The following is a 24,335-nucleotide window of genomic DNA, read 5'->3' as shown; positions in this document are numbered from 1 at the left end:
CCGCAGGCAGGTGTCCGCGGGATCCGGGGGCCGCGACGACGGCGGCCGGGCTCGGAGAACGGAACGGGGTGCGCCTGTCGGCGGTCCGATGACGAGCTGGCAGGGAGGGGCCGCGTGGCGAAGCGATTGCCCTCTGCGCCGCCCGTCCTCGCGGGCTACAGCTACGTGCGCCCGCTCGGCACCGGCGGCTTCGCCGACGTGTTCCTCTACGAGCAGGACCTGCCGCGCCGCGTCACCGCCGTGAAGGTGCTGCTCGCCGACGTCGTCGACGCCGAGGCGCGCCGCTCGTTCACGGTCGAGGCCGACGCGATGGCCAGGCTCAGCGCGCACCCCTCGATCGTCACCATCCATCAGGCCTCGATCTCCGCGGACGGCCGCCCGTACCTCGTGATGGAGTATTGCCCCGACTCGCTCGGCGCGAAGGCCAAACGCGGGCCGATGCCGTACGACGAGGTGCTCGACATCGGCGTACGGATGGCGGGCGCCCTCGAGACCGCGCACCGCACCGGCCTCCTGCACCGCGACATCAAGCCCAGCAACCTGCTGCTGAACTCGCTCGGCGCCCCCGTGCTCGCCGACTTCGGCATCGCCGCCGCGATCGGCGACGGCCAGGGCGAGGCGTTCGCCATGTCGATCCCGTGGAGCGCGCCGGAGGTGCTCGGCGAGCAGACCACCGGCACCGTCGCCTCCGAGATCTGGGGGCTCGGCGCGACCCTCTACACGCTCCTCGCGGGCCACAGCCCCTTCGAGCTGCCCGATCGCGCCCGCAACACGGTCGACCAGCTCTCCCGCCGGGTGCTCTCGGCGAGGTACACGCCGCTCTCCCCGCGCGGGGTGCCGCCCCGCATCGATGCGGTGCTCGCGACCGCCATGCAGCGCGACCCCTCGCGACGGTACGCCTCGATGAACGAGTTCGGCGAGCAGCTGCGCTGGGCGCAGTACGAGCTCGGCCTCACCCCGACGACGCTCGAGGTCGCGGCCCCCGAGTGGGCCGCCGCCGCTCCCATCGACTTCGCCGACGCCTCGACCCGCGGACCCGTCGTCTCCACCGTGAAGCCCGACGGCCGGCTCGCCGCGCGCACCGCGTCCGCCGCGACGCCCCGCGGGCGGATCGTCGACGACGGCGGGCTCGCCGCCGCCCCGGCGCGCAACGGCTGGCTGAAGCCGACGCTCATCGGCGTGGGCGCCGGCCTCGGGGTCCTCCTCGCCGGCGCCGTCGCCCTGAACCTCGCGGGCGTGCTCTGATGGCCCCCGCGCAGCGCGATCGCACCGCGCGCCGACCCTCCCGTGGGGCGATCATCGGCGCCGTGGCCGGCGTCGCCGCCGTCGCGACCGTGGTGACCCTCGCGGTCACCGCGAGCGGGTACGAGGCGCAGCAGGTGCCCCGGCTCGAGACCTCGGTGTGGGTGAGCCGCGACGCGGGCCAGTACGCCCGGGTGAACACCGACCTCGCCGAGATCGACGTCGTGCGCGACGTCGACGACCCCAGCGCGATCGTGCAGTCCGGCCCGCGCGCCTCGGTCTACAGTCAAGGGCTCGGGCAGCGCTGGCCGGTGAACGTGGCCGATCCCGTCGACCTCGTCGGCGACGAGGGCGTGGGCGGCACCCCGACCCCGGTCGGCACGCGCGAGGTGCAGTCGGCGGGCGACTGGATCGCGTACCGCACCGACACCGGCACGGTGCACGTCGGCCGGATCGAGAGCGAGCAGCCGGTGCCGGTCGACCCGTTCGCCGGCGAAGAGCAGGGCGCCGCAGACGACGAGACGTACGCGGCCAACGCCATCGGCATCTCGCCGGAGGGGCAGCTCGTCATGTACTCCGCCCGCGAGGGCGCGGTGCGCGGCTACGACGCCGAGCGCGGCCGCTTCACCGACCCGACGCCGATCGAGTCCCCTCCCGCGGCGGACGCCGGGGTGCAGCTCGCGGTCGTCGGCGAGCACTGGCTTCTCGTCGATGCGGCCGACGGCCGGGTCTGGGTCGACGGCGGCGCGCCCGCGCAGCTCGACGTCGGCGCCGACGCCCTGCTGCAGCAGAGCGCGGCGTCCGGCGACACCGCCTACCTCGCCGACGCCGAGGGGCTGCTGTCGATCCCGCTCGACGGCGCCGACCCGGAGCGGGTCGCGAGCGACGCGGGCACGCCGGCGCGCCCCGTCGTGGCGGACGGCACCGTCGTGGCGGCCTGGCTCGCGCCCGACGGCGGCAGCGCCTGGTTCAGCGACACGGGCGAGTCGGTGGCGCTCGCCATGCCCGCCGGCGAGACGGATGCCTCCGCCTCGCTCTCGCCCGTGCTGCGCACGAACGGCGACCGCGCGGTGCTGAACGAGACCGCGGGCGGCCTGCTCTGGACGCTGCCCGACGGCCGGCTCGTGCCGCTCGAGCAGTGGGACCTCGACGACGAGGTCGAGGACAAGGTCGGCACCCAGCAGGTGGAGGACCTCGCGCGGCAGGAGCCGCCCGTCGCCGTCGCCGACTCCTTCGGGGTGCGTGCGGGCCAGCAGGTCGAACTGCCCGTGCTGCTGAACGACCACGATCCCAACTCGAAGGACGTGCTCACCGTCGACCGTGCGTCGATGGCCGGCGGCCTCGCCGATCCCGGCTTCGGCGAGCTCTCGCTCGTCGCGAACGACCAGACGCCCACCGTGCGGGTGCGGGCGACGAGCGGCTCGACCACCTTCAGCTACGCCGTCACCGACGGGCAGGCGAGCTCCGCGCCCGTCACCGTCACGCTCACGGTGGTGCCCGACGACCAGAACTCTGCGCCCGTCTGGTGCGGCGTCGAGGGGTGCGTGCAGCAGTGGCCGTCGCCGCAGCTGATGCCGGGCGGCACCGCGATCGTCGACGTGCTGTCGGGCTGGGTCGACCCGGAGGGCGACGCCTTCGTGCTCGCCGGCGCCGAGCCGCTCGACCCGGCGGCCCCGGTCACGGTCGTGCCCATGGGCAACGGCCGCGTCGCCATCCGGCACACCGACCCGAACGCCGCAGGCACCTCCGTGCCGGTCAAGATCACCGTCGCCGACGTGCACGGCGCGAGCGCCGAGGCCACCCTCGACGTGCGGGTGACCTCGAGCGCCGCCCTCGACGTCTCGCCGGTCGCGGTGACCGCCGGCGCCGGGCGCACCGCCATCGTCTCGATCGCCGACCACGCCTCCGGCGGCTCCGGTTCGTTGCGCCTCCTCGACGCCGTGCCGACCGCCTCGGCGGAGGGCGCCGGCCTCGAGGTCGTGCCGAACGCCGCGGCGGGCCAGGTCGAGCTGCGCGCGGCCGAGCCGGGGGCGTACACCGCCACCTTCACGGTGCAGGACCTGGTGACGCGCGCCGAGCAGGCCGCGACCATCCGCGTCACCGTGGCCCCGCCGGGCGCGCCGATCGCGATCGCGCCGATGACCGCCTTCGTCCGGCAGGGCGAGGACACCATGGTCGACGTGCTCGGCGCCGTGCAGAACACCGGCGGTCGGGTGCTCATGGTCACCGACGCCGTCTCGGTCTCGCCCGAGCTGAACATCGGCCTCGTCGGCCAGTCCCAGGTGCGGGTGGCCGGGGCGACGCGCGACGGCCAGCCCGGGCTCGTCGGCCGCGCACGGGTCACCGTGTCCGACGGCGCGGGCGGCACCGCCGTGGGCGACCTCAGCGTCTTCCTCGTCGCCCGCACGGCCGGGCTCAGCCCGATCGCCATGCCCGATACCGTGACGATGCGCGCGGGCGAGCTCGTCAGCATCCCCGTGACCGCGAACGACGTCAGCCCCCGCGCGGAGCGGCTCGTCGTCCATCCCGAGGTCACCGGCTCCGGCACCGCGGGCGAGCTCGTCTTCGCCTCCGGCAGCAGCATCCGCTACCTGGCGCCGAAGACGCCGGGCACCTACGAGCTCGGCTACGCCGTCGGCCTGGAGCAGGCGCCCGATCGGCTCGACCACTCCACGGTGACCGTGACGGTGCTGCCCGACGGCGCGAACCGCGCCCCGCAGCCGCGCTCGCTCGTCGCCCGCGTGCTGAGCGGGCAGAGCGTGTCGATTCCCGTGCCGGCCGCCGGCATGGACCCGGACGGCGATCGCACCGTGCTCACCTCGGTCACGCAGCCGGGCAAGGGTCTCGGCGTCGCGACGATCTCCGCCGAGGGCGACGCGATCGTCTACACCGCCCCGGCCGACGGCACCGGTGACACGCAGCCGAGCTTCGAGTACACGGTGCGGGATGCCTCGGGCGCCACCGGCAGCGCGGCCGTGCGCGTCGGCGTGCTGACCGCCGCGGTCACCGACGCGGCGCCCGTGACGTTCAGCGACTACGTGCGCGTGCAGCGCTCCTCCGACTCCCCGGTGACCGTCGACCCGGCCGGCAACGACCTCGACCCGGCGCAGGGCGCGCTGCGGCTCGTCAAGCTCGTGCCGAACGCGCCGGAGGGCACGCCCGAGTACCAGCGCCTCCTCGCGCTCATCGACGACCAGACCTCCCTCGGCGACCGCCGCGTGGTGCTGCGCGCCGGCGACGTGGTGGGCACGAACTCCTACCGCTACACCGTCGCCTCCGAGCGCACCTCCTCGACGGCCGAGGGGCTCATCGTGGTGAACGTCACGGAGGCCGCCTCGACCGACGTGCCGGTCGTGAACGACACCGTCGTCACCGCGCGCACGCGGCTCGACCTCGAGCAGCGCGGCCTCGACGTCGTCAGCGGCCGGGTCGTCTGGGCCTCCGGCGACGCCCGCACGCTGAAGCTCGAACTGTGGGGCAAGGCCGCGGCGTCCGCCGGCTACACGGTCGAGGGCCAGCGCATCCGGGGCCCGATGCCGAAGGACGGGGCCCTCGTGCCGTTCCGCCTGAGCGGCAAGAACACCGCCGGCGGCGAGGTCGAGGCGTTCGGCTTCCTCATCGTGCCCGCGGCCGACGAGCTGCGCGTGCAGTTGCGCGGCGACGTCAGCCCCGTCGAGGTGAAGGAGGAGGGCTCGAAGACCTTCGACGTCGCGAAGCTCCTCGACCTCGCCTCGGGCGACGCCGTCGAGGTGGCCGGCGACGGCGAGTTCCCCGTGCAGCGCAAGGCCGCGAGCTGCACGCCCGCGGGCGGCACGAGCGTCGAGTACCGTGCCGGCGCCGGCGCCCCCTGGTCGGACCTCTGCCTCGTCGGCGTGCGGCTGCCCGGGCAGCGCGAGTGGTCGCAGGTCGCCGTGCCCGTCGCCGTCATCCCGAAGGACCCGCAGGCCATCCTCTCCGCCGTCTCCCGCACGGTCGCGCCCGGCGCGAGCGAGACCGTGCGCCTCTACGACGAGATGACGAGCTGGGAGGGCGGCCGCGAGGGCGACCGCAGCAAGCTCGACTACGCCGTGACCTACCAGGGCAGCGCCTTCACGGTCACCCAGCAGGGCTCGAAGGTCACCGCGGAGGCCAGGGCGGATGCCCGGCCGGGCACCCGCGAGACTGTCACCATCGGCGTGAGCGCCTTCGGCGGGCTCACCTCCGCGATCACCCTCGTCGTGGGGCAGGCGCCGGCCGACCAGCCGCGCGGCGCGGTGTTCACGAAGCAGTGCTCGGTCGACCAGGGCAGCTCCTGCTCGATCCCGGTCGTCGGGGTCTCCGGCGAGTACGATCCCTTCGCGGGCAAGACCGGCTCGGGCCTGAAGCTCCGCTCGATCGGCTCGACCTCGTGCCCCGTCGCGGGGATCGGCATGCAGGGCGACACCGCCATCACGGTCACCTGGCCGAGCGGCCAGAACGCCTACGGCGGCGAGTGCGTGGTGCCGTTCACGGTGGCCGACGCGCAGGGCCGCACCGGCGAGGGGCGGGTGACCGTCGACCTGCTCGGGCTGCCGCAGGCGCCGGCGTCGATCGCGACCGCCGACTACACGAAGAACTCGGTGACGATGGAGGTCTCGCTCGGCGAGGCGCTGCGGGCCCACCCGGCGGTGACGGGCGTCGAGATCCTCGAGGGCGGTCGCTCCGTCGGCGCCGACTGCCGCCCCGGCGCCCCCGGGGTCTGGCTGTGCGTCGTCGGCGGCCTCGTGCCCGGTGAGCGCCACTCGTACTCGGCGCGCGCCGTGAACGGCGTCGGCGCCTCCGCGGCGACGAGCTCGGTCGAGGCCTGGGCCTACGAGGCGCCGACCGTCGACGGCGTCGTCGCGACGCCCGTCTACCGGCCCGGCACGACCTCGCAGGGCACCGGTGTGGTGCAGCTCACGATCACGGCGGATGCCGACGCCCGCTCGTTCCGCGTGCAGGAGACCGGGCAGACCATCGACCGCACCGGCAAGCAGACCACGGCCGATCTGACGCTCGCCCCGGGCCCGCAGACGATCACGCTCGTGCCGATCAGCGTCTACACGCCGCCGACCGGCCGCGGCAACAACGAGGGCGGGCAGACGGCGACGCCCGTGACGGTCGCCGGCGCCCCGTTCTTCGACCCGAACGGCATCGCGGCCACGGCGACGACGAACTCCTCCATCCGCATCTCCGGCGTCGGGCTGCAGCAGAACCACAGCGCCAAGGCCGCCGAGATGGTGTACTTCGCGTGGCGCTCGGGCAGCGAGCCGCAGTGCTCGGCCGACGGCAGCGGGGCGCTCACGTACAGCGCCGGCTCGGCGAAGGTGTCCACCTCGCCCGACATCGACGGCCTCGACGAGCGCAAGCGCTACCTGATCAAGGCCTGCGGCTCGAACGGCTTCGGCGTCGTCGCCTCCAGCGTCGGCGAGGTGCGCGTCTACACGAGCGCCGACACTCCGACGGGCGAGGCGAGCTACACCGTGGCGACGTCGCCGGCGCAGAGCGGCCGGCACTACCGCTACGAGGTGACGGGCCCGAGCCTCGCCGCGATCGAGGACTTCCACGTCGAGTACTCCTCGAGCAGCACGAACTGGACCACGGACTTCGGCGCCGCCGTGAACGACTGGTCGAACCCGGGGCAGGTCTTCGCGCGCCAGTGCCACAACACCTGGGGCGGGCTGTACTGCTCGAACCGCATCGAGGTGTCGGCGACCACCGCGCCGGCCCCGGTGTCGGTCGACTTCAGCGGCTCCTGCGTGGCGATCCCGGCGAACGAGTCGAACGTCTCGCTCGCCGAGGCGGGCGTGACCGTGACGAGCGCCGGCGCCGGCTCGGCCGTGCTGCGCAGCTGGAGCCGCGACGCTGCGAACTCGCCGACGAAGGCGACCGTCGTCGTCGGCTTCGACGGGGCCTACGGCGATCTCGCCGACATCACCCGCGACATCGACGTCTGCCCGGCACCAGATCCGCCGGACCCCGAGCCGCCGACCGGCCCCGACCCGGAGACGGGCGGATGACCCGCCCCGCCTTCCCCAGCACCGATCCCCGCCGAGAGGACCACCGATGACCATCGCCCCGGAACAGGCCGCCTGGTTCCACGAGACGTTCGGGCTCATCGCCGACAACGTCGAGCAGGCGCTGCTCGGCAAGCGCCACGTGATCGAGCTCGTGCTCGCGACCGCGGTCTCGGGCGGCCACGTGCTGCTCGAGGACGCGCCGGGCACCGGCAAGACCGCGCTCGCGCGGGCGATCGGGCAGACGATCCACGGCACGAGCTCGCGCATCCAGTTCACGCCCGACCTGCTGCCCGGCGACGTCACCGGCATCACCGTGTTCGACCAGAAGTCCGGCGAGTTCGAGTTCCACGCCGGGCCGGTGTTCGCGAACATCGTGCTCGCCGACGAGATCAACCGGGCCAGCCCGAAGACGCAGTCGGCGCTGCTCGAAGTGATGGAGGAGGGGCAGGTCACGATCGACGGCGTCACCCGCCCGGTCGGCACCCCCTTCCTCGTGATCGCGACGCAGAACCCGATCGAGCAGGGCGGCACCTACCGTCTGCCGGAGGCGCAGCTCGACCGCTTCTCGATCAAGACCTCCATCGGCTACCCCGACGAGGCCGCGACGATGCGCATCCTCCAGGGCGTCGGCACACCGAAGGGCGAGCTCGAGGCCATCGTCGGCACCGACACGATCGTCGCGATGACGGAGCTCTCGCGCAGCGTCTACGTGAACCCGCTCGTCTCCGACTACATCATGCGGCTCGTCGACGCGACCCGTCGCGCCTCCGAGGTGCGCCTCGGCGTGAGCGTGCGCGGGGCGATCGCCCTGTCGCGCCTCGCGATGACCTGGGCCGCCGCCGCGGGCCGCAGCTACGCGACCCCCGACGACGTGCGCGAGCTCGCCGTCGCCGCCCTCGCCCACCGCCTCGTGCTCGAGCCGGAGGCCGAGTTCGACGGGGTCACCCAGAACGCGGTCGTCAACCAGATCCTGCTCGACGTGCCCGCACCGAGGGAGAACGGGGTGGCGTGAGCGCACCCGAACGCCTGCTCCGCGAACCCGCGGGCCACGACACCGTCACCTCGACGCGCGGCGCCAGCGTCACGCGTCGTTCGGCGACCCGTCTCGGTGGCATCACGGGCGGCGCGGTGCGCCTGCGCCGCGGCTGGCGGCGCGCGGGGGATGCCGCGGGCCGAGCCGTGCGCTGGGTGCGCGAGACGGTGTCGCCCGCGGGCGTGCTGCTCGCCGCGATCACCGTGGGCGGGGTCGCCGCGGGGTGGGCGTTCGGCTGGATGGAGGCGTGGGTCGTCGCGGCCATCGCCGGCGTGCTGCTGCTCGCCTGCGTGCCGTTCCTGCTCGGCGCGCACGACTACCGGGTGCGGCTCGAGCTCGACCGCGACCGGGTGGTCGCGGGCTCCGAGATCCGCGGCGGTCTCGACCTGGTGAACGAGGGCCGCCGGCTGGCGCTGCCCGGCGTCGTCGACCTCCCCGTCGGCCGGGGCCTCGTCGAGGCCCACGTGCCGCTGCTGCGCGCGGGCGCGCACCACCACGAGGAGCTCGTCATCGCCGCGCAGCGTCGCGGCGTCATCGACGTCGGACCGATGACGGTCTCGCGCGGCGACCCGCTGCGCATCCTCCGCCGCGAGCTCAGCTGGCCCGAGGTGCAGCGCGTGTACGTGCACCCCGTGACCGCGCAGCTGCCGCCCTCGAGCGCCGGACTCATCCGCGACCTCGAGGGCGCACCGTCGAGCCAGCTGGTCGACGCCGACCTTTCCTTCCACGCCGTCCGCGAGTACGAGCCCGGCGACTCGCAGCGGCACATCCACTGGAAGGCGACCGCCCGCACCGGCACCCTCATGGTGCGCCAGTACGAGGAGTCCCGGCACGCCCGCATCGCCGTGCTCCTCGACCTCGACCTCGACGGCTACCGCGACGAGGACGAGTTCGAGCTCGCCGTCAGCGCCGCCGCCTCGCTCGGCGTGCAGGGCGTCCGCGAGGGCCGCGACGTGCTCGTCGGCGTGAGCGCCGAGCTCGATCCCGCCGACCGCGGCAGCGTGCAGGCCATGCGCTCCCTGCCGACCGTCTCGCCGCGCGTGCTGCTCGACGCGAGCTCCGCGATCGAGGGCGGCTCCGCCGAGGGCGCCGACGCCCGGGTCATCCGCCTCGAGTCGCTCGCCGCGCTCGTCGCGCGCTCCTTCGCCGATCTGTCGATCGCCTACCTCGTGACCGGTGCCGACGTGCCGACCGCTCGGCTGCGCCGCGCGGCCGTGGCTCTGCCGCCCGGCATCGCGATCGTCGCGGTGCGCTGCGAGCCGGGCGCGGAGCCCGGACTCCGGCGCTCGCGCGAACTCGCCGTGCTCACGATCGCCGAGCTCGCCGACCTCGGCCAGCTGCTCGCGAGAGGAGCGGCCCGATGAGCGCGCAGGAGGCCGTGCCGGCCCGCGGCCGTCGCGCCGACCGGCCCGAGCGCTTCGATCGCGGCCCCTCGCCCTTCGACGAGCGGAGCCTGCTCGGCCTCGGCTACGTCGTCGTGGCCGTCGTGCTGGCGACGATCGCGGCGTGGCCGGTCTACGGCTCCCCGCGCATGATCGTCGTCGCCGCCGTCGGCCTCGTGCTCGGCCTCGGTCTCGCGGTCGTCGCCCGGCTGCTGCGCTGGCGCGGCGTCGTCGGCGCGCTGCTCGTCGCCGCGTTCGCCGTCGTCGGCTACGCGCTCGTCGTGGTCCCCGTGGCCATCCCCTCGGCGCTCGGCAGCCCGCTGCGCATCGTCGAGGGCGTCCGCGACGGCTTCGTCGGCGTGATCGTCGGCTGGAAGCAGCTGCTCACCCTCGCGCTGCCGCTCGGCGAGTACCAGGCGGTGCTCGTGCCGTTCCTGCTCGTCATCCTGCTCGGCTCGCTCGTCGGTGGACTGCTCGTCCTGCCCGATCGCGGCTGGTCGCCGCTCGCGGTGCTCGTCGGCTTCGGCATGACGGCGTTCGGCATCGTCTTCGGCTCGAGCGCGCTGAGCGCCCCGCTCGTGCTCGGCCCCGTGCAGGTGCCGGCGCCCAGGGAGCTCCTCGTCGGCGTCGGCGGACTGCTCGCCGCGGTCGGCTGGCTGCTGCTCCGCTCGCGCTCCGCACGCCGGATCGCCCTGCAGCGGGCCACCGCCGGCACCGTGCAGCGGGCCGGGCTCTCCGGCTGGGTCGCGGTGCGACGCCGTGCGGTCGCCGCGGGGCTCGTCGCCGTCGCGCTCATCGCCGGCGCCGCCGTCGCGCCCGCCGCCGCGGAGCTCGCCGACCGCAGCGCGCTGCGCGACCGCATCGAGCCCGAGCTCGCCGTGCGGCAGGCGCCGTCGCCGCTGTCCGGCTACCGAGCCGCCTTCACGAGCGAGCGCATCGACGAGCCCTGGCTCGAGCTCGACGGCGAGACGACGGGCGTCGAACGGGTGCGCATCGCGACCCTCGACGAGTTCGACGGCGAGGTGTTCCAGGTCGCGGCGGACCCCGCCGACCCGAGCACCCGCTTCACCCGCCTGCCCCGCGCCGCGGGAGCGGGCGACGCCGAGTTCGAGCTGACCGTCGGCGACGGCTACCGCGGGCTCTGGGTGCCGGCGCCCGCCGGGCTGCAGGCCGCACCCGACTTCTCCGGCCCCCGCGCCGTCGCGCTCGAGGACGGCTTCCACCGCTCGGCCGACGGCGCCACCGCGATCACGATCGCTCCGCTCCCGGGCGCCACGGGGCGCGACGCCGAGCGCGGCCTCATCGCCGGCGACCGCTACCGCGTCGTCGCGGACGCCGACGAGCTCCGCGGCCTCGAGACGCTCGGCAGCCCGGCGACGCAGTCGGGCATCGACGAGGAGCGCTATCCCGCGCTCACCGCCTGGGCCGAGCTGCAGGCGCAGCCACGGTCCGCCGAGGGCCTCGCGACCCTCGCGGAACGGCTTCGGGCGCGCGGGTACCTCAGCCACGCGGCCGGCGACGGCGAGGCGGCGGCCGGTTGGATCGAGCGGATGGGCTCCGGCTACGCGTTCCTGCCGAGCTACTCCGGCCACTCGACGGCGCGGGTCGAGGCCCTGTTCACGCAGCTCGTGGATCAGCAACGGCTCGCGGGGGAGCAGGCCGGCGACGCCGAGCTCGTCGCCGGCGTCGGCGACGACGAGCAGTTCGCCGCCGCCGTCGCGCTGCTCGCCCGCTACCTCGGCTTCGAGTCGCGGGTCGTGCTCGGCTTTCGGCTCGCGGGCGCCGAGGAGGTCGACGGCGTCGAGCGCTGCACCGAGGTCTGCCCGGGCGGTGCGCTCGCCGCCTGGGTCGAGGTGCGCTCGCCGAACGGCGACTGGGCGACGGTGGACGTCACGCCGCAGCACGAGGTGGCGCCGAGCTTCATCAAGGAGGGCGAGCAGCTGCCGCAGCATCCCACCCGCCCCGAGCGCCCCGACACCGACACGCTCGACCCGCCGCCCGCGCAGAGCGACGCCAGTGAATCGGAGGCGGCGCCCGTCGAGGAGGGCGGGCCGGACCTGTCCCTGCTCTTCGCCGTGCTGAAGTGGACGGGCCTCGGGCTCGCGGCCCTGCTCTGCCTGCTCCTGCCGGTGCTCGTGCTGCTGGCGGCGAAGCGCTGGCGCCGCGCCGCGCGCCGACGCGAGCCCGCGCCCGAGGTCCGGATCGTCGGCGCCTGGGACGAGCTCGTCGACCGCTACGTCGACGAGGGGGTCCTGAGTGGCGAGGCCGGCACCCGCTCGGCGACCGCGCGGGCCAGCGGCCGGCCGGCCGCCGCCGCGCTCGCCGCGCTCGTCGAGCGGGCCGTCTTCGCCGGCGACCCGCCGAGCCCGGCCGACGCGGATGCCGCGTGGGCCATCGTCGACCAGGAGACCGAGGCCCTGCGCGGCCGAGACGGCGCCCCCCGCCGTCTCGGCGTGATGCTGTCGTTCGCGTCATTCCTGCGTACAATCCGACCCGCACGTGTTCTCACGGAGGAGCCCGCCAGATGACCCCCGCCGATTCCCAGCAGTTCGCCGTCGTCATGCTCGTGACGACGCTGGTCTGGTTCGTCGTCGCGCTCGGACTCTACGTCTGGTACGCCGCGATGCTCGCCCGCGTCTTCCAGAAGTTCGGCCTTCCCGCCTGGTCGGCGTGGGTGCCGGTCTACAACGAGATGCAGCTCTTCGGCCTCGGCGGGCAGCCCAAGTGGGCGGCCATCCTGCTGTACGTGCCGATCGTGCAGCTCGTCGGGCTGTACTTCCGCATCCTCGCGGTGCACCGGGTGACGACGCAGTGCTGGCGCGGGGTCGGCACGACGGTCGTCGGCATCCTGCTGCCCCCGGTGTGGGCGACGATGCTGGCCCTCGGCGCCGCGCCCGATCCCGAGCGCGGGCGGTTGCCGAAGCCGTTCGGCACGAACACCGGACCCTCGCCCGTCGCCCAGGGGCCGCTCGCGGCGGGCCAGCCAGGCGCCATCCCGCCCGTCGCCCCGCAGGGCTCCGCGTTCCTGCCGTCGCAGGAGCCCTTCGTGGCCGGTGCACCGGGACACGGTGCATCGGGGCAGGCTCCCGCGCACGCGCCGTTCTCGGCGCCCGCGCCGGCGACCGCCCGCCCGGCCCCCGCGGCTCCGGCCGCCGCACCCATCGTGCCGCCGAGCTTCGCCGTGCCGCCCGTCGCTCCGCCCGCCGGCGGCACGCTGCCGCCGGCTCCGCCGCCGCAGCAGCCGGCCGCGCCCGTCGCGCAGCCCGCCGCCCCGGTGCAGCCGCCTGCTCCGGCGGCGCCGCCCGCCGCTCCGGCGTTCGCGCCGCCCGCTGCGCCCGCTGCGCCCGCTGCGCCGCCGGCGGCTCCCGTCGCGCCGGCCGCGTCGCCGGCCGCGCCCGCCCCGGCCGCGCCCGCCCCGGCCGCGCCCGCCCCGCCCGCCGAGCCGAACCGCATCGAGCCGATGCCGCCCGGGCCGGCCTTCGTGGAGTCCGCCTCCGCCTTCGCCGACTCGGCCTCGATGTTCGCGGGAGCAGCCTCCGCGTTCGCGGCATCCGCCCGGGCCGAGCCGGCCTTCAGCCCGCCGGCCGACGACGAGATCGCCGACGCGGCCACCATCATGGTCGCCCCGGCCGAAGAGGACCCGATCGACCGCACCGTCGTCGTCGAGCGGCGCCCGCGCATCACCTGGATCCTCGTCACCGATGAGGGCGCCCGCCTGCCCCTCGACGCCGCGCTCGTCGTGCTCGGCCGCAACCCGCGCCAGGTCGGCGACGGCGAGCAGCGGCTCATCGTGCCCGACTCCAGCCGCACGCTCTCGAAGACGCACGCCGAGCTGCGCCGCGACGGCGAGCAGTGGACCGTCGTCGATCTCGGTTCGACGAACGGCGTCCTCGTGCCCGACCGCTTCGGCGAGGAGCAGCTCATCGACCCCGGCGTCCCGACGCCGGTCGCCGAACGGCTCGTGCTCGGCACGCTGGGCCTGCGGATCCTTCGCGCCGAGGCCGAGAGGACCGGCCCCGTATGACCGACCCGCACGCCGTCACCGTCGCCGCCGCCGTCGCCACCGACGTCGGCCTCGTCCGACGCGCGAACGAGGACTCCGCCCTCGCCGAGTGGCCGGTCTTCCTCGTCGCCGACGGGATGGGCGGGTACGAGGCGGGCGACCGGGCGAGCGCCGCCGTCGTGGAGGCGTTCCGTCGCCACGTGGCCGGCCGGCCCGCTGCGACCGTGGGCGCCGTGCGCGACGCGCTGACCGCGGCCGCGGACGAGGTCGCGAAGGTGGCCGCCGAGACCGACCGGGGCGCGGGCAGCACGGTGACGGGCGTCGTGCTCATCGAGGACGAGGGCGAGCCCGCGTGGCTCGTGTTCAACGTCGGCGACTCGCGCGTCTACCGGCACCACGGCACGGAGCTGGAGCAGCTCACCGTCGACCACTCCCTCGGTCAGGAGCTCATCGACCGCGGCGCCATGAGGCGCGAGGACCTCGCGAGCTTCGACCGCCGCAACGTCATCACCCGGGCGATCGGCGCCCCGGACAGCACCGCGGACAGCTGGCTGCTGCCCGTCGTGAACGGCGAGCGGCTGCTGCTCTGCTCCGACGGGCTCACCGCCGAGGTGAGCGACGAGGGCATCCGGGCGACGCTGACCATGAGCGGTCGGCCCGAATCCGCCGCGCAGGCGCTCGTGCAGCGCGCCCGACAGGCGGGCGGCCGCGACAACATCACGGTCGTCGTCGTCGACGTCATCTCCGGCGGCATCGAGGAACTCGGCGACGGCACCACCTCGATCCGCCCCGCGGCGGACGGCGAGGAGGCCGACGACCACACGACGATCCCGGTGCGTCGGGCGGCCTCGTGAGCGAGGAGCGCGCACGGAGCGAGGCGACTCCGCTCGGCGGCGTCGACGCGCACGACGAGGTCGAGGACGCGACCGTCATCGTCGAGCGCACCGCCGAGCGCCTCGCCGGCGCCTCGCTCGAACCGGAACCGGACTGGGACCCGGCCGATGCCGACACGGCCGACCGGCCCGAGGAGGCGACCGTCGTCGTCGACCGCACGGGCGGCGGCGAAGTCGACGAGACCCGTGTCGTCGACCGCGGCGCCTCGGCCGAGCGCGCCGAGGCCGCCGAGCGCGCCGAGCCCGGCACGGCGGCCGAAGCGGTCGTGACCCCCGCGGAACCCGTGCTGAAGACTCCGGACCGGCGTCGCCGTCGTCGTGAGCCCGCGCCCGCGCCGGTCTCGGACGAGGTGCTGCGCACCGCCGAGCAGGGTCCGGGCGTCGGCGTGCTCGACCGCTATCCGGCCCGCACCGGCGAGCCGCTGCGGATGCCGATCCCGGAACTCGGCGAGGGCCCGGGCCCGACCCGGGACGCGGCCGCCCCGCTGCCCTCCGTCGCCCGCCGCAGCCGACGCTCGGCCGTCGGGGCGCTCGTCGCCGTCGTGGTCGCCGGGGCGCTCGGGCTCGCCGGCCTCATCGCCGTCGGTTCGATCCTCTGGCGGTCGCTCTTCGGCTGACGCGCGCCGCGGCTCGCGAGCCTCGGTGCAGGCGCCGCTCAGGACGACGCCCGGCGCGGCATCCTGCCGTGGTCAGGACACGTCGCGGCGCCAGCTCGTGGCCCCGCCGATCACGGCGAGCACGACGGCGATGCCGAGCAGCACGAGGCCGCCCTGCCACCACACGAGCATCTCCCCGGCGCCGCCCGGCGTCGCCAGCGCGTAGAACGAGGCGCCGACGAGGGAATCGCTCGCCGAGCCGGGCAGGAACTTGCCGATGGCGGCGGTCGCGTCGGAGAAGGAGGTCGCGAGGCGCAGCAGCGGCTCGACGAACTGGGTGAAGGCGAGCACGATGACGATCGCCGCGACCTGGTTCGGCACGACCGAGCCGAGCGCCGCGCCGATCGCGGCCCACAGCGCCATCGCCAGGATGCCGCGGCCGATCATCGCCCAGGTGTCGCTCTGGTCGAGCATCGTGTCGAGCCCGAAGACGGCGAGCATCGCCGCCCCCGCCCCGACCGAGGCGAGGAACGCGATCACACCGAACCCGGCGCCGATCGGCAGCTGCGCGAGGAGCTTCGCCCCGAGCACCGTGGTGCGCTGCGGCGTCGCGAGGAACGTCGCCGTCAGCGTGCGGTGCCGGAACTCGCCGGTCACCGCGAGCACGCCGATGATCACCGCGAAGACGTAGCCCATCGAGGTCGCGAAGCTGTAGACGAGCGGCGCCAGCGGCATGTCGCCGAGCGACGGCGCCGACGCGCCGGTCGCTGCGGCGGCGTCGGGGTTCGCGATGGTGAAGCCGAAGAGCGCCGCCAGGCCCCCTGCGATGAATGCGAGGTAGGCGAACATGATGATGGCGAGCAGCCACCACATGCGCGTGGTCGTGACCTTCAGGAACTCGGATGCCAGGACGCGCATGCCGTTCACCCCTCACCCTCGCCGACGAGCGCGAGGAAGGCGTCCTCGAGCTCGGACTTCATGCGGTGCAGCTCCGAGAGCTCCACCCCGCCGACGAACGCGGCGTGCCCGACCCGACCCGGTTCCGGCTCGTCGACGATGAAGCCGTTGCGGCCCTCGGCGTAGGCCAGGCCCGCTGCCCCGAGCGCGGCCGCGAGCGCCGGCCGGTCGGGCGAGTCGACGATGGTGCGCGGCGCGCGGTCGAGCTCCAGGCTCGCGAGCGTGCCGGTGCGCATGAGCTTGCCGCGCGCGATGATGACGACCTCGTCGACCGACTGCTGCACCTCGCTCAGCAGGTGCGAGCTGATCAGCACCGTGCGGCCGTCGGCGGCGAGCTGCTGCAGGAAGCCGCGGATCCAGCGGATGCCCTCGGGGTCGAGACCGTTGATCGGCTCGTCGAGCACCAGCACGCCCGGATCGCCGAGCAGGGCGGTCGCGAGCGAGAGGCGCTGGCGCATGCCGAGGGAGTAGCCGCCGACACGTCGGCCGGCGTACTCGCTCATGCCGACCTGCTCGAGCACGGCGTCGATCCGTTGGCGGGGGAGTCCCGCGGCGGTCGCGTAGACGCGCAGGTGGTCGCGCCCGGTACGGCCGGGGTGGAAGCTGGCGTCGAGCGCGGCTCCCACGGTCTCGAGCGGGCGCTCGAGCTTCGCGTACGGCGTGCCGCCGAAGGTCGCGGTGCCGGAATCGGCACGAACGAGGCCGAGCAGCATGCGCAGGGTGGTCGTCTTGCCCGCGCCGTTCGGGCCGAGGAAGCCCGTCACGACGCCCGGGCGCACGGTGAAGCTCAGATCATCGACCGCGGCGACCTGGCCGAACCGCTTGCCGAGTCCCGAGACCTCGATGGGGATGCCGCCTGTCATGCGCTCTCCTCACGTGGCGTGCCGGCGGACGCTGCCGCCTGCCATCACCCTAGCGACGGATGCCGTTCGAGGCATCCGTCGCGCGGGGGAGAAGGGCGGCCGCCCTGCGCGCCCGCCGCGCTAGTTCAGTGGGCGGAGGTCGGACGGCAGCACGCCGCCGGCGTACAGCTCCGCCGCGGCATCCTCGAGCGCGCCGAGCGCCACTCGCTGCGTGTACGGGCCGTAGGAGATCCGCGCGACGCCGAGCTCGGCGAGGCGCGCGGGCGCCGGCACCCCCGGCAGGCCGATGACGCTCAGCCGGCGCTCGCCGAGCGCGTCGACGAGCTCGGCGAGGTCGGTCTCGTCGAGGGCGCCGGGCACGAAGACGCACGTCGCCCCCTCGTCGAGGTAGGCCCGGCCGCGCTCGATCGCGTCGGTCAGCCACACCTCGCGCGGACGCTCGTGGCCGCGAAGCCACGCGTCGGTGCGGGCGTTCAGCGCGAACGGCACGCCCTCCGCCTCGGCAGCCGCCACCGCGGCCCGGACCGCGGCGACCGAATCGGCGAGGGGCTTCAGCTCGTCCTCGAGGTTCGCACCGACGATGCCCTCGCCGATCGCCCGACGGATCGTCTCGCCCGGGGCGCCGTAGCCGGCCTCGAGGTCGGCGCTCACCGGCACCTCCACCGCCCGGGCGATGCGGCCGGCCATGTCGAGCATGAGCTCGACCGGGATGCGCTCGCCGTCGGGGTAGCCGAAGGTGGCCGCGATGGAGTGGCTCGCGGTGGCGAGCGCGGTGGTGCCGGGCAGTGCGGCGACGACGCGGGCGCTCACCACGTCCCAGACGTTCACCACCTGCAGCAGTTCGGGCGCCGCGTGCAGTTCCCGCAGGCGCTCTGCGCGGGCGACGGTGAGCTCGGCGAGGTGGGCGGCGTGGTCGTGCGGGGTGGAGGTCATGAGGCGAGGGTAGCCGGGGCCGGTGACGGATCAGGCCGCGCGGGCCCTCGGCGGACGCGCGGGAGCGCGGGCGCGGGCGTGCGATCGCTAGCATGACCGCATGGGGGCGACGACGGCGACCGGGGGCAGGCGGCTCTCCGTCAACGCGTTGCTCGACGGCGCGGTCTTCGTCTACGCCGGCATCGCGGCGATCTGGCTCGCCTGGCTCGTGCTCGGCGAGTCCTTCGGCTTCGGCTGGTTCGGCATCCTCTTCTTCGTCGCCTTCTGGCTGCTGCTCGCGTACCTCGTGCTGCCCCGCCTGCATCGCATCCTCACGACGATCTACGTGCCCGACTACTTCATCGGCCGCGCGCGCACGAGCGACGGCCTGCTCGGCGACCCCGTGAACCTCGCGCTCCTCGGCGAGGAGGCCGCCGTGCACGAGGCGATGCGCCGGGCGGGATGGACACGCGCCGATGACGTCGACGCGGCATCCAGCTGGCGGATCATCCTCTCGACCATCACCCGCCGCAGCTACGACGAGGCGCCGGTGAGTCCGCTCTTCCTCTTCGGGCAGATGCAGGACTTCGCCTACCAGCAGGAGGTCGAGGGCAATCCGGCCAAGCGGCACCACGTGCGCTTCTGGCGGACGCCGGAGGGATGGCTCCTCCCGGGCGGTCGCCGCGTCGACTGGCTCGCCGCCGGCACCTTCGACCGGGCCGTCGGCTTCTCGCTGTTCACCCTGCAGATCACGCACAAGATCGACGCCGACACCGACGTCGAGCGGGACCACATCGTGCGCAGTGTCGTCGAGTCGGGCGTGCCTGCCGCGGTCGACGTGATCCGGGACTTCTCGACCGGCTACCACTCGCGCAACGGCGGCGGCGACACCATCACGACCGACGGCGACCTGCCGGTGCTCGCGCTGGGCTCCGCGGTCGGCGCGGCGGAGGCGGCGGGCGCCGCGACATCCGGATCCCGCGCCCCGGCGCGTGCAGCGCAGCTCGCGCCCGCGGAGCACCTCGCGACGGCGAAGCGCGCGGCGTTCGAACCGCTCGCCCGCCTCGCCGATCGGGATGCGGAGCGGGCCGCCCTCGCCCGCGTGCAGCGCCGACCGGTGGCGACCTCGCTCGGGGCGCTGCTCATCGTCGTCCGCGTGCTGCTCGGCGTGATCTGGTTGATCGGCCTGTACGTGCAGTGGCCGACGGTCGTGCGCGAGCTCGACCTCGTGGCCGACGGCGTCTCGGAGGGCGAGGTGTCGGCGTTCGTGCTCTGGACCATCGTCGTCGTCGGCGTGATCGTGCTGCTCGCCGAGCTGGTGTTCGCGTGGCTCGTGTTCCGCGGCAGCAACTGGGCGCGGATCACCGTGATGGTCGTCGCGATCCTCAGCACGCTCGTGTCGGCGGTCGACTACTTCGGCGGCGACGCCGAGATCACGATCCGCACGACCCTGCTGACGCTCGCCGTCGACATCCTGGTGCTGCTCGCCCTCTCGAGCCGTTCGGCCCGCGCCTACGCCCGCCGCCGCGCCCCGACCCGCGCCGAGCCCTGACACAACTCAGGAACATCTGGCGGTTATGCCGGCCGAGGATTCTCGGATTCCGCGGCGCGACGCGGATCGCGCGAGGGGCGTTCCTGAGTTGTGTGACGGCGGGACGGAGGGGCGGACGGCGACGGAGGGCGGCTCAGTGCGGCGCGTGGTACTCGGCCTCGTCGCGGCGCCAGTAGCCCTTCACGACGACCTGCTCGGGGGAGAGCCCCCAGCGGTCGAGCACGAGCGCGCGCCCGGGCTTCACGACGGCGTGCTCGGCCGCGACGAAGGCGAACACCTCGCCGGCGGGCCGGTCTTCGACGCCGAGCGCGTCGAGGGCGGCGACGAGCGCCTCGCCCTGCAGGCGCCCGTCGCGCGGCACCCAGCGCAGCTCGGTGCCCGCGGGCGCCTCGAACGCGGGGCGGTGCGCGGCGTCGGGCACCTCGACGAGCACGATCCCGCGCGGGGTCGCGTCGCCTTCGCGGGAGAGCCGGGCGAGGAAGCGGCGGATCGCCGGCAGCGCCGTCTCGTCGCCCGCGAGCAGCCAACCGTCGGGCTCGCCCGTGATCACCATCGAGCCGCGCGGCCCGCCGACGCCGATCACGGAGCCGATCGGGGCGCGGTCGGCCCAGCGCCCGGCGATGCCGTGCTCGCCGTGCACGACGAACTCGACGTCGAGCACGCCGGCCTCGGCGTCCCAGGCGAGCGGGGTGTACTCGCGGCTCGGCGACTCGCGGAGCGCCGCGAGGTCGACGGCCGCGTCGCTGGTGCCGTCACCGGTGCCGTCGGCCGGTCGCTCGCCCGGGAAGAACAGCCGGATGTGGTCGTCGCTGCCGAGCGAGTCGAAGCCGCGCAGCGCCTCGCCCTCGAGCCGCAGGCGCAGGTAGTGCGGGGCCAGGCGCTCGCGGGCGGTCAGCGTGACGGGGCGGAAGACGAGCTCGCGGGGCACGCGGTCGAGGGTGAAGGGCATTGCGGGTCCTTTCGGTGGGCCGGTCGGTTCAGCGTCTCAGAACTCAGGAACGGATGCCTCGGCAGGCGCGTGATTCCGGGGCATCCCGAAATCGTCGTCCGGCATAACCGCCACATGTTCCTGAGTTGTGGGGGCGGGGCGGTAGTAGACGGCGAGGCGGTGTCCGCCGTGCTGCACGACGTCGACGGGGGTGTCGAACACGGCGGAGAGCACTTGGGGCCGCATGATCTCCTCCGGCGTGCCCGAGGCGACGATCCGCCCCTCGGCGAGGGCGATGATCCGGTCGGCGTAGGCGGAGGCGAAGTTCACGTCGTGCACGACGAGCACGATCGTCTTGCCGAGCTCGTCGGCGGCGTCGCGCAGTCGCTGCATCATCGCGGCCGCGTGCCGCATGTCGAGCGCCGCGAGCGGCTCGTCGAGGAGCACCACCTCGGTGTCCTGCGCGAGCACCATCGCGACGAAGGCGCGCTGGCGCTGCCCGCCGGAGAGCTCGTCGAGGAAGCGCTCCTCGAAGCCCTCCAGGTCGAGGAAGGCGAGGGCCCGGTCCACCGCCTCGCGGTCGGCCGCGGTCAGTCGCCCCTGGGAGTGCGGGAAGCGGCCGAAGGACACGAGCTGGCGCACCGTGAGCCGGGCGACGAAGTGGTTCTCCTGCTTCAGGATCGAGACGACCTTCGCGAGCTCGCGCGGCTTCGCCGTCACGACGTCGAGGCCGCCGACCCGCACCCGGCCGCTGTCGGGGTCGAGCAGCCGCCCGACGATCGTGAGCAGGGTCGACTTGCCGGCGCCGTTCGGGCCGACGAGCGCGGTGAGCCCGCCCGAGGCGATCTCGAGGTCGACGGGTCCGAGCGCGCGGGTCGCGCGGTAGTGCTTGTCGACCGCTTCGATGGTGATCAACGCAGCCCCTTCCTGAGGATGACGATGAGGAACGCGAGCCCGCCGACGAACTCGATGACGATGCTGACGAGACCCGCGGCGGCGAAGACGTGCTGCATGACGAAGTACGCGCCGAGCAGGGTCGCGAGCCCGAGCAGCACGGCGACGGGCAGCACCTGGCCGTGCCGGTCCGAGGAGACGAACTGGTAGCTCATGATCGCCACCAGGAAGCCGAAGAACGTCATCGGCCCGACCATCGTCGTCGACACGGAGACGAGCACGGCGACGACGACGAGGAGCACCACGATCTCGCGCCGGTAGCGCAGGCCGAGGCTCGTCGCGGCATCCCGGCCGAGCGCGATCACGTCGAGCGCCGCGCGTCGCCGCCACGCCCACACCGCGATGGCCGCGACGACGAGGGCGGCCCACGGCAGCACCTCGGGGTTGCCGCGGCCGATGCTGCCGTACAGCCGCGCGGAGAGCACGTCGAACTCGCTCGGCGTGAGCATGCGCTGCAGGAAGGTCGAGACCGAGCCGAAGCCGACCCCGAGCACGACGCCGACGAGCAGCAGCACGTGCAGGTTCGCCCGTCTGCCGGAGAAGAGCCAGCCGTAGAGCAGCGTCGCGAAGAGCACCATGAGCGCGCTCTGCGCGACGATCTTGCCGACGCCCTCGACCTGCGTCGCGGCCATCCCGAACGCGAAGACGAGGGCCGTCTGCATCAGGGTGTAGAGCGCATCGAAGCCGAGGATCGACGGCGTCAGGATGCGGTTCCCGGTCGCCGTGTGGAAGAGCACGGTCGCGAGGGCCTGGGCGGCGGCGACGAGCGCGATCGTCGCGACGGCGACCGAGCGGCTCTGCACGATCACCCAGAAGCCGGGCTGGTCGGCCGGCACCGGGTTCCCCCAGACGAGCAGCCCCACGGCGAAGAGCGCGGCGGCCGCTCCGGCGATGATCGCGGCGAGGGGGACGCGCCGCCCGCGCGGCGTGGACACGGCGGTGGGGCGGACGGATGCCTCGGCGCCGACGGTCGGGGCGGATGCCTCGGCGCTCACGAGCGCACCGCCCGCTGCCGGAGGAGCAGCGCGATGAACACCGCACTGCCGACGATGCCGAGCACCATCGACACGGGCACCTCGAACGGCATCCGCACGGTGCGCCCGACGAGGTCGCAGGCGGTCACGAGCGCGACGCCGCCGACGCAGACCCAGGGCAGGTTCGAGCGGAGGTCGTCGCCGCGCACGAGAGAGACGATGTTCGGCACGACGAGCCCCAGGAACGGCAGGAATCCGACCACGACGACGGTCACGCCCGTCGCGACGGCGACGAGGCTCGTGCCGAGCAGCACGACGGCCTCGTACCGCACGCCGACGGTGGTCGCGACGTCGCGACCGAGCCCGGCGACCGTGAGCCGGTCGGCGACGACGAAGACGAGGATCGTGACGACCGCGACGGCCCAGAGCACCTCGTAGCGGCCGCGGACGACGCTCGTGAAGCTGCCCATGAACCAGGTGCCGAGCAGCTGCAGCGCGTTGTTCGTCGCGGCGAGGTAGGTGGTGACGGCGCTCACGACGGCGCCGAGCATGATGCCGATGAGCGGCACCACGAGGGTCGAGCGGAGCGCGATGCGGCGGAGCACCGCGAGGAAGACGAGGGTGCCGGCGAAGGCCGCGAGGGAGGCGACGAGCATCTGCACGGGCAGCGGGGCGGTCGGCACGACGAGGAGGGTGACGAGCAGGCCGAGCGCGGCCCACTCGGTGGTGCCGGAGGTGGTGGCGTCGACGAACCGGTTCTGCGTGAGCATCTGCATCACGAGGCCGCTGACCGCCATCGCGCAGCCCGAGAGTACGAGCGCGATCGTGCGGGGGACGCGGGTGATCCAGAACATCTCGCCGCCGCCCTCCGCGCCGACGACGTCGTAGACGCCGACGAACAGGGAGGCGGCGAGCAGCGCGATCGCGAGCGCGATCGCGGCGGGCAGGGCGAGCACGCGGAGGCGCGCGCCGCGAACGGCGCGCGCCTCCGGCCGGGCGGCGGGGTCTGCCGCCCGAGCGTGTGACGTGTCGAGGCTCAGGATGCCGCCCCGAACGCCTTCGCGAGCTGCTCGTAGACCCCGGTGTAGGTCTGGATGTCCTCGCGGAGGTAGAACGCCGGGTCGACGTAGACGACCTGCCCGCTCTTCACGGCGGTCACGTTGGCGAGCGCCTCCGAGCCCTCGATGAGCTGCTTGGCGGGCACGTAGCCCTCGGCGTCGGTCATGGCGCCCTCGCGGTCGATCACGACGATCCAGTCGGGGTTCGCGGCCGCGATCGCCTCGACGCTGATGTCGTCGCCGTGCGAGGTGTCGTCGGCGGCCTGCTCGATGCCGGGCTTCAGCCCGAGCGCGGGGTAGAGCATGCCGAGGCCACGGCCGGTGACCGGGGCGATGTAGGAGATCTCGCCGCCCGAGGTCATCAGGCTGACGACCGTCGAACTGCCGTCGTATGCCTGCTTGGCGTCGGCGACGGACTGCTCGAAGTCGGCGACGATCTTCGCCGCCTCGTCCTCGCGGTCGAAGATCTGGCCGAGGATCTCGACCTGGCGCACGAGCTCGGCGGCGGGATCCTCGCCCTCGCGCGGCGCGATCTCGATGACGGCGGCGTCGGGGTTCTGGCTCACGATCTGGTCGTAGGACTCGGCGAAGCGGTAGCCGCCGATGACGAGGTCGGGCTGCGCCGCGACGATCGACTCGAGGTTCGGCTCGAAGTGGGCGCCCACGTCGAGCACCGCCTCGTCGCCGGTGTACTCGGGCCAGATGTCGGTGCCCATGACGCCCTTGGGCGCGGCGGCGAGCGGGATGTCCCAGGCCGAGAGGGTCTCGAAGACGTGGTTGTCGAGGGCGACGACGCGCTTCGGGTTCACCGGGACCTCGACCTCGCCGTGGTTGTCCTCGACCGTGACCGAGGTGGCGGCGGCGGTGCTCGGTTCGGCCTCGGCCGTGCCGCTCGCGCAGCCGGCGAGGAGGAGGCTCGCCGCGGCGAGCGCCCCGGCTGCGGCGAAGATCGACTGACGTCTGGGCATGCT

17 protein-coding genes are annotated in these 24,335 nt (G+C 74.4%); 9 read left to right on the top strand and 8 right to left on the bottom strand.

Features of this window, described 5'->3' with window-relative positions:
* Positions 1-114: 114 nt before the first annotated feature.
* The 8 genes from MTP13_RS03800 to MTP13_RS03765 are packed head-to-tail and all read left to right on the top strand — an operon-like array spanning position 115 to position 15,187.
* The gene (locus MTP13_RS03800; RefSeq protein ID WP_243569755.1) at positions 115-1,245 is read left to right on the top strand and encodes a serine/threonine-protein kinase; all 1,131 of its coding nucleotides are present in this window, start codon (positions 115-117) and stop codon (positions 1,243-1,245) included.
* Complete coding sequence (locus tag MTP13_RS03795; RefSeq protein ID WP_243569754.1) at positions 1,245-7,259, top strand: Ig-like domain-containing protein; 6,015 nt, start codon at positions 1,245-1,247, stop codon at positions 7,257-7,259. Before MTP13_RS03800 ends, MTP13_RS03795 begins: the two co-directional genes overlap by 1 nt.
* Before the next feature lie 46 nt (positions 7,260-7,305).
* Positions 7,306-8,271 carry an AAA family ATPase gene (locus MTP13_RS03790; RefSeq protein WP_243569752.1) on the top strand — a complete coding sequence of 322 codons (966 nt, stop codon included), beginning with the start codon at positions 7,306-7,308 and terminating at the stop codon, positions 8,269-8,271.
* Positions 8,268-9,656 carry a DUF58 domain-containing protein gene (locus tag MTP13_RS03785; protein WP_243569751.1) on the top strand — a complete coding sequence of 463 codons (1,389 nt, stop codon included), beginning with the start codon at positions 8,268-8,270 and terminating at the stop codon, positions 9,654-9,656. Before MTP13_RS03790 ends, MTP13_RS03785 begins: the two co-directional genes overlap by 4 nt.
* Positions 9,653-12,202, top strand: a complete 2,550-nt coding sequence (locus MTP13_RS03780) for a transglutaminase-like domain-containing protein (RefSeq protein ID WP_243569750.1) — start codon at positions 9,653-9,655, stop codon at positions 12,200-12,202. Before MTP13_RS03785 ends, MTP13_RS03780 begins: the two co-directional genes overlap by 4 nt.
* A complete protein-coding gene (locus tag MTP13_RS03775; RefSeq protein ID WP_243569749.1) occupies positions 12,199-13,698 on the top strand; it encodes a DUF5684 domain-containing protein in 1,500 nt (499 codons plus the stop codon). Before MTP13_RS03780 ends, MTP13_RS03775 begins: the two co-directional genes overlap by 4 nt.
* Entirely contained in the window at positions 13,695-14,531 is an 837-nt protein-coding gene (locus MTP13_RS03770) for a PP2C family protein-serine/threonine phosphatase (RefSeq protein ID WP_243569748.1), read from the top strand. Before MTP13_RS03775 ends, MTP13_RS03770 begins: the two co-directional genes overlap by 4 nt.
* Positions 14,528-15,187: a hypothetical protein gene (locus MTP13_RS03765; RefSeq protein ID WP_243569747.1), complete on the top strand. Its 660-nt coding sequence runs from the start codon at positions 14,528-14,530 to the stop codon at positions 15,185-15,187. The genes MTP13_RS03770 and MTP13_RS03765 overlap by 4 nt, the downstream gene beginning before the upstream one ends.
* Before the next feature lie 72 nt (positions 15,188-15,259).
* On the opposite strand, the gene MTP13_RS03760 is transcribed toward MTP13_RS03765, so the two are convergent.
* From MTP13_RS03760 to MTP13_RS03750, 3 genes are all read right to left on the bottom strand, one after another.
* Positions 15,260-16,084, bottom strand: coding sequence for an ABC transporter permease (locus tag MTP13_RS03760; RefSeq protein ID WP_243569746.1), 825 nt, complete (start codon positions 16,082-16,084; stop codon positions 15,260-15,262).
* A 5-nt stretch (positions 16,085-16,089) separates the two neighbouring features.
* Positions 16,090-16,986 (bottom strand): ABC transporter ATP-binding protein, encoded by an 897-nt coding sequence (locus MTP13_RS03755; RefSeq protein ID WP_243569745.1) that lies wholly within the window; start codon positions 16,984-16,986, stop codon positions 16,090-16,092.
* Positions 16,987-17,106: 120 nt separating this feature from the next.
* Positions 17,107-17,919: an isocitrate lyase/PEP mutase family protein gene (locus MTP13_RS03750; protein WP_243569744.1), complete on the bottom strand. Its 813-nt coding sequence runs from the start codon at positions 17,917-17,919 to the stop codon at positions 17,107-17,109.
* 100 nt (positions 17,920-18,019) lie between these two features.
* Between MTP13_RS03750 and MTP13_RS03745 the strand changes: the two genes are divergently transcribed.
* Positions 18,020-19,450 (top strand): LssY C-terminal domain-containing protein, encoded by a 1,431-nt coding sequence (locus tag MTP13_RS03745; protein WP_243569742.1) that lies wholly within the window; start codon positions 18,020-18,022, stop codon positions 19,448-19,450.
* A 133-nt stretch (positions 19,451-19,583) separates the two neighbouring features.
* Here MTP13_RS03745 and MTP13_RS03740 read toward each other — a convergent pair whose 3' ends face one another.
* From MTP13_RS03740 to MTP13_RS03720, 5 genes are all read right to left on the bottom strand, one after another.
* Positions 19,584-20,399 (bottom strand): siderophore-interacting protein, encoded by an 816-nt coding sequence (locus MTP13_RS03740; protein ID WP_243569740.1) that lies wholly within the window; start codon positions 20,397-20,399, stop codon positions 19,584-19,586.
* Between the two features lie 36 nt (positions 20,400-20,435).
* Positions 20,436-21,293: an iron ABC transporter ATP-binding protein gene (locus MTP13_RS03735; RefSeq protein ID WP_243569739.1), complete on the bottom strand. Its 858-nt coding sequence runs from the start codon at positions 21,291-21,293 to the stop codon at positions 20,436-20,438.
* Positions 21,290-22,327, bottom strand: a complete 1,038-nt coding sequence (locus tag MTP13_RS03730; RefSeq protein WP_243569737.1) for an iron chelate uptake ABC transporter family permease subunit — start codon at positions 22,325-22,327, stop codon at positions 21,290-21,292. Before MTP13_RS03730 ends, MTP13_RS03735 begins: the two co-directional genes overlap by 4 nt.
* Entirely contained in the window at positions 22,324-23,262 is a 939-nt protein-coding gene (locus MTP13_RS03725; RefSeq protein ID WP_243569735.1) for an ABC transporter permease, read from the bottom strand. The genes MTP13_RS03730 and MTP13_RS03725 overlap by 4 nt, the downstream gene beginning before the upstream one ends.
* Before the next feature lie 80 nt (positions 23,263-23,342).
* Positions 23,343-24,332 carry a siderophore ABC transporter substrate-binding protein gene (locus tag MTP13_RS03720; protein ID WP_243569733.1) on the bottom strand — a complete coding sequence of 330 codons (990 nt, stop codon included), beginning with the start codon at positions 24,330-24,332 and terminating at the stop codon, positions 23,343-23,345.
* Positions 24,333-24,335: the final 3 nt, after the last annotated feature.

Source organism: Agromyces soli, from assembly GCF_022811605.1.
GTDB classification, from domain to species: domain Bacteria; phylum Actinomycetota; class Actinomycetes; order Actinomycetales; family Microbacteriaceae; genus Agromyces; species Agromyces soli.
This window is presented reverse-complemented; position numbering and strand designations above follow the sequence as displayed.